This is a genomic window from Stenotrophomonas sp. OVS01A, assembly GCF_019969775.1.
Lineage (GTDB): Bacteria > Pseudomonadota > Gammaproteobacteria > Xanthomonadales > Xanthomonadaceae > Stenotrophomonas > Stenotrophomonas indicatrix.
This window is the reverse complement of the sequence record NZ_JAHXYV010000004.1, coordinates 278,239-292,262: the sequence shown is the minus strand read 5'-3', so window position 1 is coordinate 292,262 and position 14,024 is coordinate 278,239. Positions and strand designations below refer to the sequence as shown.

General features: G+C 67.3%; 15 protein-coding genes. 6 read left to right on the top strand and 9 right to left on the bottom strand.

Features of this window, described 5'->3' with window-relative positions:
- Both LC407_RS16045 and LC407_RS16040 read left to right on the top strand, forming a co-directional pair.
- The coding region (locus tag LC407_RS16045; RefSeq protein ID WP_140227454.1) for an IS3 family transposase at window positions 1-91 on the top strand (91 nt) is incomplete at its 5' end.
- A 226-nt stretch (window positions 92-317) separates the two neighbouring features.
- Window positions 318-1,226, top strand: a complete 909-nt coding sequence (locus LC407_RS16040) for a LysR family transcriptional regulator (protein ID WP_100437130.1) — start codon at window positions 318-320, stop codon at window positions 1,224-1,226.
- 82 nt (window positions 1,227-1,308) lie between these two features.
- On the opposite strand, the gene LC407_RS16035 is transcribed toward LC407_RS16040, so the two are convergent.
- Window positions 1,309-2,565 carry an MFS transporter gene (locus LC407_RS16035; RefSeq protein ID WP_223483187.1) on the bottom strand — a complete coding sequence of 419 codons (1,257 nt, stop codon included), beginning with the start codon at window positions 2,563-2,565 and terminating at the stop codon, window positions 1,309-1,311.
- A 120-nt stretch (window positions 2,566-2,685) separates the two neighbouring features.
- The gene (gene lepB, locus LC407_RS16030; RefSeq protein WP_223483186.1) at window positions 2,686-3,312 is read right to left on the bottom strand and encodes a signal peptidase I; all 627 of its coding nucleotides are present in this window, start codon (window positions 3,310-3,312) and stop codon (window positions 2,686-2,688) included.
- Window positions 3,313-3,545: 233 nt separating this feature from the next.
- Here lepB and LC407_RS16025 point away from each other — a divergent pair, with 233 nt between their 5' ends.
- Both LC407_RS16025 and LC407_RS16020 read left to right on the top strand, forming a co-directional pair.
- The gene (locus LC407_RS16025) at window positions 3,546-3,947 is read left to right on the top strand and encodes a hypothetical protein (protein WP_025875820.1); all 402 of its coding nucleotides are present in this window, start codon (window positions 3,546-3,548) and stop codon (window positions 3,945-3,947) included.
- Between the two features lie 3 nt (window positions 3,948-3,950).
- On the top strand, window positions 3,951-4,397 hold the full coding sequence (locus LC407_RS16020; protein ID WP_025875822.1) for a hypothetical protein: 447 nt from the start codon (window positions 3,951-3,953) through the stop codon (window positions 4,395-4,397).
- 340 nt (window positions 4,398-4,737) lie between these two features.
- On the opposite strand, the gene dcp is transcribed toward LC407_RS16020, so the two are convergent.
- The 3 genes from dcp to arfB form a co-directional block, all read right to left on the bottom strand.
- Window positions 4,738-6,894, bottom strand: coding sequence for a peptidyl-dipeptidase Dcp (gene dcp, locus LC407_RS16015; RefSeq protein WP_025875824.1), 2,157 nt, complete (start codon window positions 6,892-6,894; stop codon window positions 4,738-4,740).
- A gap of 111 nt (window positions 6,895-7,005) precedes the next feature.
- The gene (locus LC407_RS16010; RefSeq protein ID WP_317850724.1) at window positions 7,006-7,608 is read right to left on the bottom strand and encodes a lysophospholipid acyltransferase family protein; all 603 of its coding nucleotides are present in this window, start codon (window positions 7,606-7,608) and stop codon (window positions 7,006-7,008) included.
- Window positions 7,609-7,612: 4 nt separating this feature from the next.
- Complete coding sequence (arfB, locus tag LC407_RS16005; protein WP_025875829.1) at window positions 7,613-8,044, bottom strand: alternative ribosome rescue aminoacyl-tRNA hydrolase ArfB; 432 nt, start codon at window positions 8,042-8,044, stop codon at window positions 7,613-7,615.
- Between the two features lie 134 nt (window positions 8,045-8,178).
- Between arfB and LC407_RS16000 the strand changes: the two genes are divergently transcribed.
- A complete protein-coding gene (locus LC407_RS16000) occupies window positions 8,179-8,697 on the top strand; it encodes a DUF2059 domain-containing protein (protein ID WP_032978115.1) in 519 nt (172 codons plus the stop codon).
- Between the two features lie 84 nt (window positions 8,698-8,781).
- Here LC407_RS16000 and LC407_RS15995 read toward each other — a convergent pair whose 3' ends face one another.
- The 4 genes from LC407_RS15995 to LC407_RS15980 form a co-directional block, all read right to left on the bottom strand.
- Window positions 8,782-9,519, bottom strand: coding sequence for a pseudouridine synthase (locus tag LC407_RS15995; protein ID WP_223483185.1), 738 nt, complete (start codon window positions 9,517-9,519; stop codon window positions 8,782-8,784).
- A gap of 146 nt (window positions 9,520-9,665) precedes the next feature.
- Window positions 9,666-10,253 (bottom strand): class I SAM-dependent methyltransferase, encoded by a 588-nt coding sequence (locus tag LC407_RS15990; protein ID WP_059064054.1) that lies wholly within the window; start codon window positions 10,251-10,253, stop codon window positions 9,666-9,668.
- Complete coding sequence (gene ubiB / locus LC407_RS15985; RefSeq protein ID WP_093820822.1) at window positions 10,250-11,905, bottom strand: ubiquinone biosynthesis regulatory protein kinase UbiB; 1,656 nt, start codon at window positions 11,903-11,905, stop codon at window positions 10,250-10,252. Before ubiB ends, LC407_RS15990 begins: the two co-directional genes overlap by 4 nt.
- Window positions 11,902-12,537 carry an SCP2 sterol-binding domain-containing protein gene (locus tag LC407_RS15980; protein WP_025875838.1) on the bottom strand — a complete coding sequence of 212 codons (636 nt, stop codon included), beginning with the start codon at window positions 12,535-12,537 and terminating at the stop codon, window positions 11,902-11,904. The genes ubiB and LC407_RS15980 overlap by 4 nt, the downstream gene beginning before the upstream one ends.
- Before the next feature lie 383 nt (window positions 12,538-12,920).
- Here LC407_RS15980 and ddlA point away from each other — a divergent pair, with 383 nt between their 5' ends.
- The gene (ddlA, locus tag LC407_RS15975) at window positions 12,921-14,018 is read left to right on the top strand and encodes a D-alanine--D-alanine ligase (protein ID WP_140227922.1); all 1,098 of its coding nucleotides are present in this window, start codon (window positions 12,921-12,923) and stop codon (window positions 14,016-14,018) included.
- Window positions 14,019-14,024 lie beyond the last annotated feature (6 nt).

Below are 14,024 nucleotides of genomic sequence, written 5' to 3'. Positions count from 1 at the left end.
CATCCGGTACTACAACGAAGACCGTATCCGACTGAAACTAAAGGGCCTGAGCCCGGTAAAGTACCGGGAACAGGTCGCGCTGGCCGCCTGATCCCCCAACTGTCCAACTTTAGGGGGTCACTTCACCATGGGGGCTTGGCCGCGGCATCCATGCCGCGGACACCCCCGCAACCGGACCCACCCCGCCTTCGACAGTTCTCCGCGATCTGTCGGAACGGCATGGCCTGCTCTTGGTGGGTGTCGACCTTGGTCGACACGGTTGATCCACGCCATGCGTGGATGACGATTCCCGGCGTCGGGCTGGATAGACTGCATCCATGTCCATCGAACTTCGCCACCTGCGCTACTTCCTTGCCGTTGCCGATACCCTGCACTTCGGCCAGGCGGCCGAGCGGTTGGGGATGTCGCAGCCGCCGCTCAGCCAGCAGATCCGGCAGCTGGAGGAACTGATCGGTGCGCGCCTGTTCGTGCGCAGCCATCGGCGTGTGCAGCTGACCGCTGCGGGGGAACTGCTGCAGGAACGTGCGCGCAGCATCGTGCAGCAGGTGGAATCGGCGGTGGATGAAGTGCAGCGCGCGCAGCGTGGCGAGCAGGGTGAGCTGCGTATCGGCCTGACCCGGGCCACGCCGTTGTCACCGCAGATTCCGCGTTCGATCCTGCAGTACCGCCAGCAGTATCCGCAGGTGCGGCTGCAGTTGAGCGAGATGAACACCCTGCAGCAGATCGATGCGCTGCTCGATGGCAGCCTGGATGTGGGCATCATCCGCAAGCGCACGCTGCCGGCCGAGCTGGTGGCGCACAGCCTGTTCGTCGACCCGCTGGCGTTGATCGTGCATGCCGACCACCCTGCCCTGCGTCGCCTGTCGAAAGGCGGCACGCTGGCGTTGCGTGATCTGGCGCAGGAACCGTTCGTGGCGTTCCGCCGCAGCGCCGGAGCAGGCATCCATGACCACATGATCGCGCTGTGTGCGGCGGCGGGCTTCACCCCGCGCATCGTGCAGGAGGCCGGTGAGGCTTCAACGCTGATCAGCCTGGCCGCTGCGGGACTGGGTGCGGCGATCCTGCCTTCGTCGTGCGACCACATCCGGGTGGAAGGTGCGCGCTTCGTGCCGCTGGCCGATGCCGGCGCGCATTCGGAAGTGCAGTTGGCGTGGCGCCGCGAGGGGGTGACACCGTTGATCCGGAACTTCGCCGGACTGCTGCGTGGGGCGTTTGCGGAAGCGTGAGGTGCATCGCGCCCGGTAGTGGCCAACCTTGGTTGGCCCAGGGCCACAACGCCGACCAAGGTCGGCATCTACCAGGGCAGGATCAGGCGGTCACCGGCTGCGGCGCGCGCTGCTGCAGCGCCCACACGATGCCACCGCCGATCAGGGTCAGCAGCGCGGCGAACGCGCACACGCCCAGCCAGTCCCACGCGGCATAGGCCAGACCACCCACGCCGCCCAGCACGCTCGAGCCCAGGTAGTAGGCAAACAGGTACAGCGCCGACGCTTCCGCACGCATGGAGCCGGCACGGCTGCCGACCCAGCTGCTGGCCACCGAATGGCCACCGAAGAAACCGAAGGTCACCAGCGCGATGCCCACTGCCATCGCCGGCAGCCACGGCATCGCCAGCAGTACGATGCCGGCGGCGATCAGGCCGAAGGAGATCGCCAGGATGCGACCGCGCCCATGGCGCGTGGCCTGCTGGCCCATCCACGCCGAACTGAAGGTGCCGACCAGATACACGCTGAAGATCAACCCGACCACGGTCTGGCTGAGGTGGTACGGCGGCGCCAGCAGGTGGTAGCCGAGGTAGTTGTAGAGGGTGACGAACACACCCATCAGCACGAACGAGGTGGCGAACAGCCACGGCAGGCCGGGATCGGCAAACAGCGTGCGCCAGCGCGCGGGCAGCTGGCGCAGGCCACTGCGACTGGCCTGGAAGTGGCGCGACGGTGGCAGCTGCAGCCACAGCAGCACGGTGCTGGCGATGGCGATGATCGAGACCACGCCGATGCCCCAGCGCCAGCCCCAGTGGTCGGCGATGATGCCGGCCAGCAGGCGCCCGCTCATGCCACCGATGGCGTTGCCGCCGATGTACAAGCCCATCGCCAGGCCCAGCGCGCGGCTGTCCATCTCTTCCACCAGGTAGGTCATCGCCACCGCCGGCACGCCGCTCAATGCCAGCCCCAACAGGGTGCGCAGCACCAGCAGGGTGGCCCAGTCGTCGACCAGTGCGGTGCACAGCGACAGCGTGGCCGAGGCCAGCAACGCAACGATCATCAGCGGGCGCCGGCCGACCGCATCGGACAGCAGGCCCGCCATCAGCATGGCCACGGCCAGGGTGCCGGTGGTCAGCGACAGCGACATCGCGCTGCCGGCAGCAGACACACCGAAGTGGCGACTGAACTCGGGCAGCAGTGGCTGCACCGTGTACAGCAGGCCGAAGGTCGAAAAGCCAGCCAAAAACAGCGCCAGCGCGGTGCGACGGAAGGCCGGCGTCCCCTGCTGGATGCGGGTGTCGACGGGAGCGTCGTCAGTACGGGGACGGTCGGCGAGGGCCGCCGGGGTATCGCCAGTCATGGGAGCGGTGGGCCGTGGGGGCGGCCGGATTGGAGGGGACGGGCCCCAGACTAGGCCCGTCCATCCAGTCGATCCATAACCTGATAGGTCATGATTGATACTTCTGGCATATCGATAAGCTTACAGCCGCTGCCACTCGAAGCCGTTGCCGCGGCGGTAGTACACCGCCACTGCGCGGCCATAGATCTTGTCCGCATCGACGAAGCCGAAGAAGCGCCCGTCGAAGCTGTTGCCACGATGGTCGCCCAGCACCAGCACCTTGCCGGCGGGCACCTGCAGGTCCGCGATGTCCGGGCCACCGCCGCTGTCCAGATCGAGGCTGGCGCGGCGCTCTCCGAAAGCTTCGGTGTCGGCCAGGTCGGCGATCTGCAGCGGCTGGCCGTTGATGCTCAGGTGGCCATCGCGCAGCTGCACGTGGTCGCCGGCCACGGCGACGACGCGCTTGATCAGGCGGGTGCCGTCGGCCGGTGAATCGAACACGGCCACCTCACCCCGCTGCGGCGTGCCGGCAGCCAGCAGCTCCTGGCTGGTGAACGGCAGGCGCAGGCCGTAGGCGCGCATGTCCACCACCACCCGGTCACCCGGTTGCAGCGTCGGCTGCATCGAACCGCTGGGCACGACGTAGTGGTTGGCGAGGGTGTCGCGGGCGGCAGCGAGCAGGCCCAGCATCACCAGCAGCGGCAGTGCCTCCTTCTTCAGCCAGGTGAGCGCGCGCTCTGGGAACGGCGGACGGGCTACAGCATCCATGTCAGGCTCCGGGTGGTGGGTGGGCATCAGACCGCAAGGGCAGGCGTGAGGTTCCCGCGCATCATGCCGGTCTCCATGCCCGTGCCGATCAACGGTCGGCAGCCACCGGGTGCATTCCGGCCGGACGTTATGAAGGTTTTACGCCCGGGCCGGGCACTGGGCATCGCACCTTTACGGCCCCCACGCGCATCGTGTGCCTACCGCGCCGCAGGGCGCTTTGCGCAAGGTGTTGTATGACCCTCCTGGTGATCCGGCATGCGTCGCCGTCGGTGCCGCGTCCGCTGCTGCCGGCCGAGTTGTCCGGCCATACGGTGCTGTGCACCGACTGCGCCAGCCTGGCCGATGTGCGCCAGTGTCTGTGCCAGCCGCAGGCGCGCACCGCGGACTGGGTGCTGCTTGATGTCGGCGTCGCCGACGAGGCGCAATGGTGTGCCGAGGGCGGTGCGCTGCAGGCGGCGCTGGACGGTCTGCCGGCGGAGTACATCGAACTGCAGTCGCCGCACCAGCCCGGTCTGGAAGCGCGCCTGCGCCTGCAGCACGGCCCGGCCGCCGTGGTGGTCGACCAGCGCAGCCAGCAGGCGGGTTATCCGCTGTCATTGGCCATCGTCAGCCGTCGCCTGGCACGGGAGGGCTGAGCCATGTCGATCTTCATCATCCGTGGCCCGGAAGCGGCGGGCGCGTTGATCCGCACCGCCGCGCCGCTGCCGGCGCCGGTACTGAAATCACTGGTGCACCGTGCGATCGATGCGGGCACCAGCGTGGCGATCCGCGCCTGCGGTTCGGAGCAGGAACTGCTGGACGCGCTGCGCGTGGCCGACCACAGCCGTGGCGAGGTGACGCTGCTGGATCCGGGCGCATGTGCCGACAGCCTGCGCCTGCAGCGGCTGCTGCCCTACCTGCACAACGCGTACGTGGAAGTGCATGACGATGGCGCCGTGGCCGAGCCGTGCCTGCCGGCCGGTGTTGGCCAGCGCCTGGGCATCGCCGCCGGGTACGGCGCGCAGAGCTATGTACTGGCGCTGGATATCGCGCTGGATCACCTGGGGTTGGCCGAGCAGGCGAACCGGGTGCATGTAGGGACGTGATGGCCGGGCTGCGCCCGGCACCCGGTAGTGCCGGCCGCTGGCCGGCAACCTCAACAGCCAAAGCCGGTTTCCTGGGGGATGGCGGGGTGGGTCCGGTTGCGGGGGACGCTGCAAGTACGTCCATGTAAGCTCGATCGCGCCATCCATGGCGCTCACGCCCCCGCAACCGGCCCCACCCCGCCTTCGACACATTTCCGCGATCTGTCGGAATGGCATGACCTGCTCTTGATGGGTGTCGACCTTGGTCGACACATGGATCCACGCCATGCGTGGATGAGCGACACAACGAAGAACGGCGGGGTTGCCCCCGCCGTTTTGTTTTTCGTACTTCAGGCCGCGCTTACTTCAGGCCGCGAAACTTCAGCAGCGGCTCCACCGACGGGTCCTTGCCGCGGAAATCGCGGTACAGGGTCGACAGCTCCACGCTGTTGCCGCGCGAGAGGATCTTGTCGCGGAATTCCTGGCCGTTGGCGGCGGTCAGGCCACCGTGTTCGGTGAACCACTGGTAGGCGTCATGGTCCAGCACTTCCGCCCAGAAGTAGGCGTAGTAGCCGGCCGAGTAACCGCCACCCCAGATGTGGTCGAAGTAGGTGGTGCGGTAACGCGGCGGCACTTGCGGCAGATCGACCTTGAACTTCTTCAGCGCGCTCGCTTCGAAGGCGCCGACGTCCTGCAGCGGGGCATCGGCCTTCTGCGTGTGCCAGGCCAGGTCGAGCAGTGCCGCCGACAGGTACTCGGTGGTCGCATAGCCCTGGTTGAAGCTGCGCGCCTTGAGGATCTTGTCGACCAGTTCCTGCGGCATCGCTTCGCCGGTCTTGTAGTGCTTGGCGTAGTTGGCGAACACCTTCGGGTCCAGCGCCCAGTGTTCGTTGAACTGCGACGGGAACTCGACGAAATCGCGCGAGGTGGCGGTACCGGCGATCGACGGGTACTTCACGTTCGAGAACATGCCATGCAGTGCATGGCCGAACTCATGGAACATCGTGGTGACGTCGTCGAAGCTGATCAGCGCAGGCTGGCCGGCGGCCGGCTTGGTGAAGTTGCAGACGTTGTAGACCACCGGCTTGGCACCGGTGAGGCCGTCCTGTTCGACGAACACGTCCATCCAGGCGCCGCCGGACTTGCTGTCACGCTTGAAGTAGTCGGTGTAGAACAGGGCCAGCGAGGTGCCGTCCTTGTCGAACACTTCGTACACCTTCATGTCCGGGTTGTAGGTCGGAATGTCGGTGCGCGGCTTGAAGGTGATGCCGTACAGCTGGGTGGCGGCGTAGAAGACGCCGTTCTGCAGCACGTTGTCCAGCTCGAAGTACGGCTTGATCTGCGACTCGTCCAGATCGTACTTGGCCTTGCGCACCTGCTCGGCGTAGAAATCCCAATCCGAGGCGGCCACCTGGAAACCACCCTTCTGGGCGTCGATCACCTTCTGGATCTCACCGGCTTCGGCACGCGCCTTGGCAGTGGCGGCAGGCACGGTGTCGGTCAGCAGCTTCAGTGCGGCCGCCGGGGTCTTGGCCATCTGGTCGCCCAGCTGGTAGTCGGCGAAGGTGTCGAAGCCGAGCAGCTTGGCCTTCTGCGCACGCAGCTGGGCCAGGCGCTGCACGGTCTGCCGGGTGTCGTTGGCATCGCCACGCTCGGCACGGGTTTCCGAAGCCTTCAGCACGGCGGCGCGCTGGTCGCGGTCGGTCAGCGAACCGAGCACCGGCTGCTGGGTGGTGTTCTGCAGCGGCAGCAGGAACTTGCCATCCAGCTTGCGGTCCTTGGCGGCGGCGGCGGCATTGTTGACCGCGCCCTCGTCCAGGCCGGCCAGCTTGGCCTTGTCGTCCACCACGACCGCAGCCGCGGCGGTTGCAGCCACCAGGCGGGTGTGGAACTGGGTGGACAGCGTGGTTTCTTCCACGTTGAGCTTGCGCAGGCTCGCCTTGTCGGCGTCGGACAGCTGCGCGCCGGCGCGCACCAGGCCGTCGTAGTAGTGCTCGACCAGGCGCTTCTGCACCGGATCCAGGCCCAGCGTCTCGCGCTGGTCGTACAGCGACTTCACGCGCGCGAACAGCTTCGGATCGAGGTTGATCTCGTCCTGGTGCGCGGCCAGCTTCGGCGCCACTTCTTCCTGGATCTTCTGGCGGGCATCGTTGGTGTCGGCCTGGACCAGGCCGAAGAAGATGCGCGACACGCGGGTCAGGGTCTCGCCGCTGCGCTCCATCGCCACGATGGTGTTGTCGAAGGTGGCCGGCTCGGCGCTGTCGGCGATCTTGCGCACGTCGGCCAGATGCTGGCGCATGCCTTCTTCGAAGGCCGGCAGGTAATCGCTGTCCTTGATCTTGTCGAACGGCGGTGCTTGGAACGGCAGGCTGCTGGCGGTCAGCAGCGGATTGGTGGAGGCTTCGGCCGGCTGCTGGGCCGGTGCATTCTGGGCTTCGGACACGGGGGTGGACTCCTTGCCGGAACAGGCCGCCAGCGCCAGGCTGATGGCGGCGGCCAGGACTACGGTACGCGACATGTAAAACGCTCCTTGGGCAGACGGTACGGGATGGCAGCCGTCCACCCTACTCCTGTCACGGGCGCCCGGCATGTGCCGGACGTGGCGTCTACGCTGCCGGCGGCGGCTGGCTCAGACCGTGCCGCGGGTCTTGCCGATCCAGGGCCGGTAGAACTCGCGGATGGTCGCCATGTCAGCGGCATCATCGCCGCTCGGCGTGAACAGCGGGCCGATGCCGATGGTCTTTTCCGGGTAGTGGAAATACGCGGCCAGAATCGGCACGTCGGCCATCCGCGCAATCTTCAGGAAGCCGGCCTTCCAGTCCTTCACGGCCTTGCGGGTGCCCTCGGGGGTGATGGCGAACCACATCTTCTCGTTGTTGCGCAGCAGGTCCACGGCCTGGCCGACAGTGCCCTGCGGCGAGCTGCGATCCAGCGGGATCACGCCCAGCTTGTGCAGCAGCGGGCCCAGTGGCCACCAGAACAGCGAGGCCTTGCCCAGCACCTTCACTTTCATGCCCAGTGCGATCTTGGCGGCCATGCCCCACAGCCCGTCCCAGTTGGACGAATGCGGAGCGATGATGAAGACCAGCCTGGGAACGTTCGGCAGCGTACCGGTCACTTTCCAGCCGCCCATGCGCAGCGTGCAGCGCGCCAGCCAGCGCAGGAAACGGTTGGGCTTGACCTGCGGCATGCTCGGCGGAATGGCCGGCAGCAACGGCGTCGGGTTGTTCAAGCAATCACTCCCAGTCACGTGATGAGCGCCCGCGCTTGATCTGCGCGCGCCCGCGTTTGGCGTCCAGACGACGCAGTTTCGACCCGAAGGTCGGCTTGGTGGCCTTGCGTGGTTTGGGCACGCTCAGCCCGGCCTGGATGAAGGCCGCCAGCCGCTCGCGCGCATCCTCGCGATTGCGATCCTGGGTGCGGAAACGTTGCGCGTCGATGACCAGCACGCCTTCGCCGGTCATGCGCCGGTCGCGCCGCGCCAACAGGCGCTCGCGCAGCGGCTCGGGCAACGAGGGCGAGCCGGCCACGTCGAAACGCAGTTCCACCGCGGTGGAGACCTTGTTGACGTTCTGGCCACCGGCACCACTGGCACGCACGAAACGCTCGACGATCTCGCCGTCGGGGATTTCAAGCTGCGCGCTGATGATGACCGGTCCACTGCCCATCCGCGCATTGTAGCGGCAGCCGCGTTGCCGTGGCTGCCATCACGCCCCGTATGCCGCCGATCAGGCACCGAACACGCCGCCTTCGCCTTTGCCGGGGGTATGCTTGCCATCCCGTGTACTGCAGGACGCTCCGCATGATCCGCTTCGTTCCCTCCCTGTTGCGCCGCGCGACCCTGCTGCTGGTGCTGGCCGCAGCAAGCGCGCCGGTGCTGGCCGCAGCCCCCACCGATGGCGACATCAACCGCCTGCTGTCGGCCTCGCGTGCGCAGAGCATGATCGACACCATGCTGCCGCAGATCGAAGCGATGCAGCAGCAGCAGTTCCAGCAGGTCGCCGCACAGCGCAAGCTCAACGCCCAGCAGCAGGAACAGCTGCAGCGCATCCAGGCCCGTACCAGCCAGACCCTGCGCCAGGCCCTGTCGTGGCAGCAGCTGCGGCCGATGTACGTGGACCTGTACAAGAAGACCTTCAGCAAGGAAGACGTGCTGGCCATGGCCGAGTTCTACGAGAGCCCGGCCGGCCAGAGCCTGCTCGACAAGACCCCGGCGCTGATGCAGAACGTGATGGTGGCGATCCAGACGCGCATGCAGCCGCTGTTCGCCGATCTGCAGAAGGATCTGGAAGCGATCGTCAACGAGCCGGAAAAGAAGTAAGACGGTAGCGCCGGGCCATGCCCGGCGAGCGCGAAGCGCGGCCGTTTCTTCGCAGAAGCCGCCGGGCATGGCCCGGCGCTACCGCTACGGAACCTGCCAGCCGAACAGATCCAGCGCCTTCTGGAATTCACCGTCGACCGGCGCGCGCACATCGACCGTGCCACCATCCGGATGCGGAAAGCGCAGGCGCTCGGCGTGCAGCAGCATGCGGTGCACACCCTGCATGCGGAAGTTGCGGTTGTGCCGGCCATCACCATGGCTGGTATCGCCGATCAGGTGATGTGACAGGTGCTTGAGATGGCGGCGGATCTGCCGGAAGCGCCCGGTCAGCGGCTGGCAGCGCAGCAGTGCATAGCGCGAGCTGGTGAACTCGCCCACCGGTACCGACAGTTCGCCGGTAGCCAGGCGCTGGAAGTCGGTGACCGCCGGCTTCTTCACCGGCTTGCCGGGACCGCCATCCAGATCGTGGTCGACCTGCCAGGCCTCCTCGGCCGGCCAGCCGCGGCAGATGGCCAGGTAATCCTTGCTCACCTCGCCGCCCATCAACGACTTGCCCAGCGCACTGGCCGTATCACGGTCGAATGCCAGCAACAGGCAGCCGCTGGTGGCGCGATCCAGGCGATGGACCAGGAAGATCGCCCGGCCCAGCTGCTCGCGCAGGCGATCGGCGAGGAAATCATCTTCGCCACGGGCCAGCTTGCTGTCATGGACCATCAGCCCGGCCGGCTTGTTGACCACGGCCAGTCGTTCATCCAGGTGCAGCAGCTGCAGGGGCGCGGTTTCAGTCTCGACCGCGGCGAGGGTGTCAGGTTCGGTACTCACCGCGCGATTATCCGGATGACGCGCTGAACAGGGTAGTGCCGGCCGCTGGCCGGCAACGTCGAGGTCGCCCGATGACTGCGGTTGCCGGCCAGCCGCCGGCACTACCGCACCAGGCCAGCGACCCGCGCTACCGGGGCGACGCCCGGTCAGGCGTTGCGCAGCGCCAGCAGTTCGCCATTGCCCACCGGCACCAGGCTGGTGGTAAACGCCGCATCGGCGGCCAGCAGGGCGCGCAGCGGCGCCATCTCACCGGCATGCGAGGTGGCGTTGTCGACCACCAGCAGGCCGCCGGGGCGCAGTACCCGACGCAGCTGCGGCCACCAGCCCGCGTACTGCCCGCGATCCGAATCCAGGAACAGCAGGTCGATGCAGCCCTGCTCGGCCTGCGCCAGCCACTGACCGGCATCACCGTGGACCAGGTTGATGCGCTCGCCCAATCCACTGCGGGCGAAATTCGCGCGGGCCATCGCCACCTTGTCGGCAGCGAACTCCAGCGTGGTCACCTGGCCATCGATCGCGGCTGCCGCTTCGGCCAGCCACAGCGTGGAATAACCGTTGGACGTACCGATCTCCAGCACGCGGCGGGCGTTGCCGAAACGCACCAGCACCGACAGCAGTTCACCGGTGTCGGCGGTGATGTTGAGCATGCGCCGACCGCGCTCGGTTTCGCACGCATCGTTGTCGCTGCCGAACTGCGCGAGCTCCTGTTTGAGCGCGCTCAGCGCATCCATCATCGCCACCACGCACGCGCCAGTGCGAACGCTCCAACCGCACCGGACACCCAGCTCCACGCCGGCACGTCGCCCCAGTACCAGCCCGGCGGCTGCAGCACGTACATCAATGCGGCGATCGCCAGCAGGCCGACGCCGGTGATCGCACCGACCGCATGCTTCTGCAGGCGCTGCACACTGGCATCCAGCGCAACCAGATCGCGCGAGCGCATCGCCAGTTCATGGCGACCTTCCACCTGCTGGGTCAGCCAGGCGTGCACCAGGCGCGGCATGTCCGGCGCATGGGTCATGATTTCCGGCAGGCGCTTGCCGATCTCGCGCACCACGCGACGCGGGCTGTAGCGCTCGCGCAGGATCTTCGCCAGCACCGGCTTGGCTACGGCCCAGATGTCGATCTGCGGGTCCAGCTGGCGGCCGACGCCCTCGATGTTGAGCAGGGTCTTCTGCAGCAGGATCAACTGCGGCTGCAGGGTCAGCTGGTAGCGCTGGGCCACGCGGAACAGCTTCATCAGCACTTCGGCCAGCGAGATCTGCGACAGCGGGCGGGTGAAGTACGGCTCGCACACCGAACGCACTGCCGCTTCCAGATCATCGATGCGCACGTTGTCGGGCATCCAGCGCGCCTGCACGTGCAGTTCGGCGATGCGGCGGTAGTCGCGGTTGAAGATGGCCATGAAATTCTCGGCCAGGTAGTACTGATCTTCCTGCGAGAGCTGGCCCATGATGCCGAAGTCCAGCGCGATGAAGCGCGGGTTGTCGCGGCGCATCGGATCGATGTCGACCCAGATGTTGCCGGCGTGCGCGTCAGCATGGAAGAAGTTGTCGCGGAACACCTGGGTGTAGAACACCCGCACGCCCTTGGCGGCCAGCGCCTTGCGGTCGATGCCGGCCTTGTCCAGCGCGGCGATGTCGTCGGAAGGAATGCCCCATACGCGCTCCAGGGTCAGCGCGCGCTCGGCGGTATGGCTCCAGATCACTTCCGGTACGTACAGGTCGTCGGAGTTCTCCCAGAAGCGGCGCAGCACGCTGGCATTGGCGCCTTCGCGCTGCAGGTCCAGCTCGGCTGCCAGGGTGTTCTCCACCTCGGCCACCACTTCGCGCGGGCGGATCTTGTCGGCGCGCGGATGGGTGCGCTCGACCAGCGTCGCCAGCGAGTTGAGCAGGGCGATGTCAGCGTCGATCTGTTTTTCGATGCCCGGGCGCAGCACCTTGACCACCACCTGGCGACCATCGGCCAGGGTGGCCGCGTGCACCTGCGCGATCGACGCCGAGGCCAGCGGTTCTGTATCGAAACTGGCGAAGGCTTCGCTGACCGGCAGGCCCAGCGCTTCCTCGACGATGCGGCGTGCGGTCTCGCCGTCGAAGGGCTTGACCCGATCCTGCAACAGGGTCAGCTCATTGGCCACGTCCGGCGGCACCAGGTCGCGGCGGGTGGACAGGATCTGACCGAACTTCACGAAGATCGGCCCCAGGTCCTGCAGCGCCAAGCGCAGGCGTGCACCCCGCGACTGTGCCGCGATGGCGGCCGATGCGCGCGGCACGAACGGCTTGGCCAGGCGCAGCCAGCGCTCGGCCGGGGTGCCCTGCAGCAGGTCGTCGAGGCGGTAACGCAGGATCACCCGGCCGATGCGGCTGGCCCGCAGCAGCGCCTTCATGCGGCACCCCGCAGGCGCTGCACGCGTGCGCCGAGGCGCTCGACATCGTCGCGCAGCACGTCCACGTCATCGTGGAAGGCATCCAGCTCGGCACGTGGCACCACGTCGCGCGATTCCTCGGTGATGAATTCAGCGGCGCTATGGGCGAGGTCGATCGCCCCTTGGCGGGCATGCTGCAGGGCGCTGCGCAGGGTGTTGGCCACCTGTACGCCCAGCACGTCACCGAACACGCTGACGAACGGCTGCTGCCAGTCCGGATCGAAGCCCTTGGCCAGCTGCTGCAGGCGGCGCGCCAGCTCGGCATCGCCGGCCACGCGCACGCGCCCCTTGCCGTTGTCAGCGCCCTGGCGGGCACGCGCCAGCAGCGGCAGCTGTGCCAGCACGCCGGCCAGGCTGCTGCGCACGGCCAAGTCGGCTTCCTGCGCATCCACCGGGCCGACACGCAACTGGTCACCGTCGACGCTGATGCGCATTGCCAGCGGCGGCGCGTCCAGGGTCAGGTCGATATGGCGACCGTCGAGGCTGGCCAGTGCGTGGCGGGTATCCGGATCCAGCGCCAGCGCGCGGTTCAGGGCGATCTGCAGGGCACGGCCAGCGACCGGCTTGAGGGACTTGAGCAGGGAAAGAGCCATGTGCGCATTCTACCTGCGTGGGTGGGGGGCTTGGGCCGGGCTGCCGCCCGACACCCGCAGACGCAACGGCCAGAGCAACGGCAACGTCAACGTCAACGTCAAACGCTGGCTTGCTGTGGGGGGCGGGGTGGGTCCGGCATCCATGCCGCGGACACCCCCGCAACCGGACCCACCCCGCCTTCGACAGGTTTCCGGTAGCCATTTGCGGTAGTGCCGGCCGCTGGCCGGCAACCTCAGCAGGTGTCGACCTTGGTCGACACGGTAGATCAGGGCATGCGCAATTGACGCGTGCGAAGGGATTTCTGGTTCATCTGTGCCTCACGCGGAAGGCCGATGAAGGTTCATGCTATGGAACCACGCAACGCACAGGACATCGCATTTCCATGGCACGGACACGGGTTGGCATCATCTTCGGTGGCAGGTCTTCCGAACACGAAGTTTCGCTGCAGTCGGCGAAGAACATTCTCGACGCGCTCGACCGCGAGCGCTTCGAACCGGTGCTGATCGGCATCGACAAGCAGGGCCAGTGGCACCTGAGCCAGCCGGACACCTTCCTGCTCAATGCCGAGGATCCGGCGCGCATCGCCCTGCATCCTTCCGGCACCGCGCTGGCGGTTCTGCCCGGCACCGAGCAGGCTCAGCTGCAGCCGACCGATGCGGGCAGCGCGCTGGGGCAGATCGATGTGGTGCTGCCGATCGTGCACGGTCCGCTGGGCGAGGACGGTGCGCTGCAGGGCCTGCTGCGCATGGCCAACCTGCCCTTCGTCGGCTCGCCGGTACTGGGTTCGGCGGTAGCCATGGACAAGGATGTAACCAAGCGCCTGCTGCGCGATGCCGGCCTGCAGGTGGCGCCGTGGGTCTGCATCCGCCGCCATGAAGCCGATACGGTCGATGTCGATGCCCTGATCGCGACACTCGGCCTGCCGCTGTTCGTGAAGCCTGCCAACCAGGGCTCATCGGTGGGCGTGAGCAAGGTCAAGGACGCCGACGGTTTCGCCGAGGCATTGCAGACTGCGCTGCGCTACGACCACAAGGTTCTGGTGGAATCGGCCGTGGTCGGCCGCGAGATCGAATGCGCGGTGCTCGGCAACGAGCGGCCGCAGGCCAGCATCTGTGGCGAGGTGGTGCTGCACGACGAATTCTACGCCTACGACACCAAGTACATCAACGAAGATGGCGCCGAAGTGGTGGTGCCGGCCGCGATCGACGCGGCGACGCAGGCGCGTATCCAGGACATCGCGCTTCAGGCGTACCAGGTACTGGAATGCGCCGGCATGGCGCGCGTGGATGTGTTCCTGACCGCGGATGGTCGGATCGTCATCAACGAGGTCAACACGCTGCCCGGCTTCACCCGCATCAGCATGTATCCGAAGCTGTGGGGCGCCAGTGGCGTGGGCTACACGGCGCTGATCACGCGCCTGATCGAACTGGCGATGGAACGGCACGACGCCGATCGCCGATTGCACAGCGCGGTGCGCTGACCGCGC

What these genes read in the sequence shown, in the direction of transcription:
- LC407_RS15990 (WP_059064054.1), bottom strand. Translation starts at nt 10,253, where the DNA reads ATGATGGATGCGCTGAGCGCGCTCAAACAGGAGCTCGCGCAGTTCGGC.
- dcp (WP_025875824.1), bottom strand. Translation starts at nt 6,894, where the DNA reads ATGTCGCGTACCGTAGTCCTGGCCGCCGCCATCAGCCTGGCGCTGGCG.
- LC407_RS16025 (WP_025875820.1), top strand. Translation starts at nt 3,546, where the DNA reads ATGACCCTCCTGGTGATCCGGCATGCGTCGCCGTCGGTGCCGCGTCCG.
- LC407_RS16040 (WP_100437130.1), top strand. Translation starts at nt 318, where the DNA reads ATGTCCATCGAACTTCGCCACCTGCGCTACTTCCTTGCCGTTGCCGAT.
- lepB (WP_223483186.1), bottom strand. Translation starts at nt 3,312, where the DNA reads ATGGATGCTGTAGCCCGTCCGCCGTTCCCAGAGCGCGCGCTCACCTGG.
- LC407_RS16000 (WP_032978115.1), top strand. Translation starts at nt 8,179, where the DNA reads ATGATCCGCTTCGTTCCCTCCCTGTTGCGCCGCGCGACCCTGCTGCTG.
- LC407_RS15980 (WP_025875838.1), bottom strand. Translation starts at nt 12,537, where the DNA reads ATGGCTCTTTCCCTGCTCAAGTCCCTCAAGCCGGTCGCTGGCCGTGCC.
- arfB (WP_025875829.1), bottom strand. Translation starts at nt 8,044, where the DNA reads ATGGGCAGTGGACCGGTCATCATCAGCGCGCAGCTTGAAATCCCCGAC.
- LC407_RS16020 (WP_025875822.1), top strand. Translation starts at nt 3,951, where the DNA reads ATGTCGATCTTCATCATCCGTGGCCCGGAAGCGGCGGGCGCGTTGATC.
- LC407_RS16035 (WP_223483187.1), bottom strand. Translation starts at nt 2,565, where the DNA reads ATGACTGGCGATACCCCGGCGGCCCTCGCCGACCGTCCCCGTACTGAC.
- ddlA (WP_140227922.1), top strand. Translation starts at nt 12,921, where the DNA reads ATGGCACGGACACGGGTTGGCATCATCTTCGGTGGCAGGTCTTCCGAA.
- ubiB (WP_093820822.1), bottom strand. Translation starts at nt 11,905, where the DNA reads ATGAAGGCGCTGCTGCGGGCCAGCCGCATCGGCCGGGTGATCCTGCGT.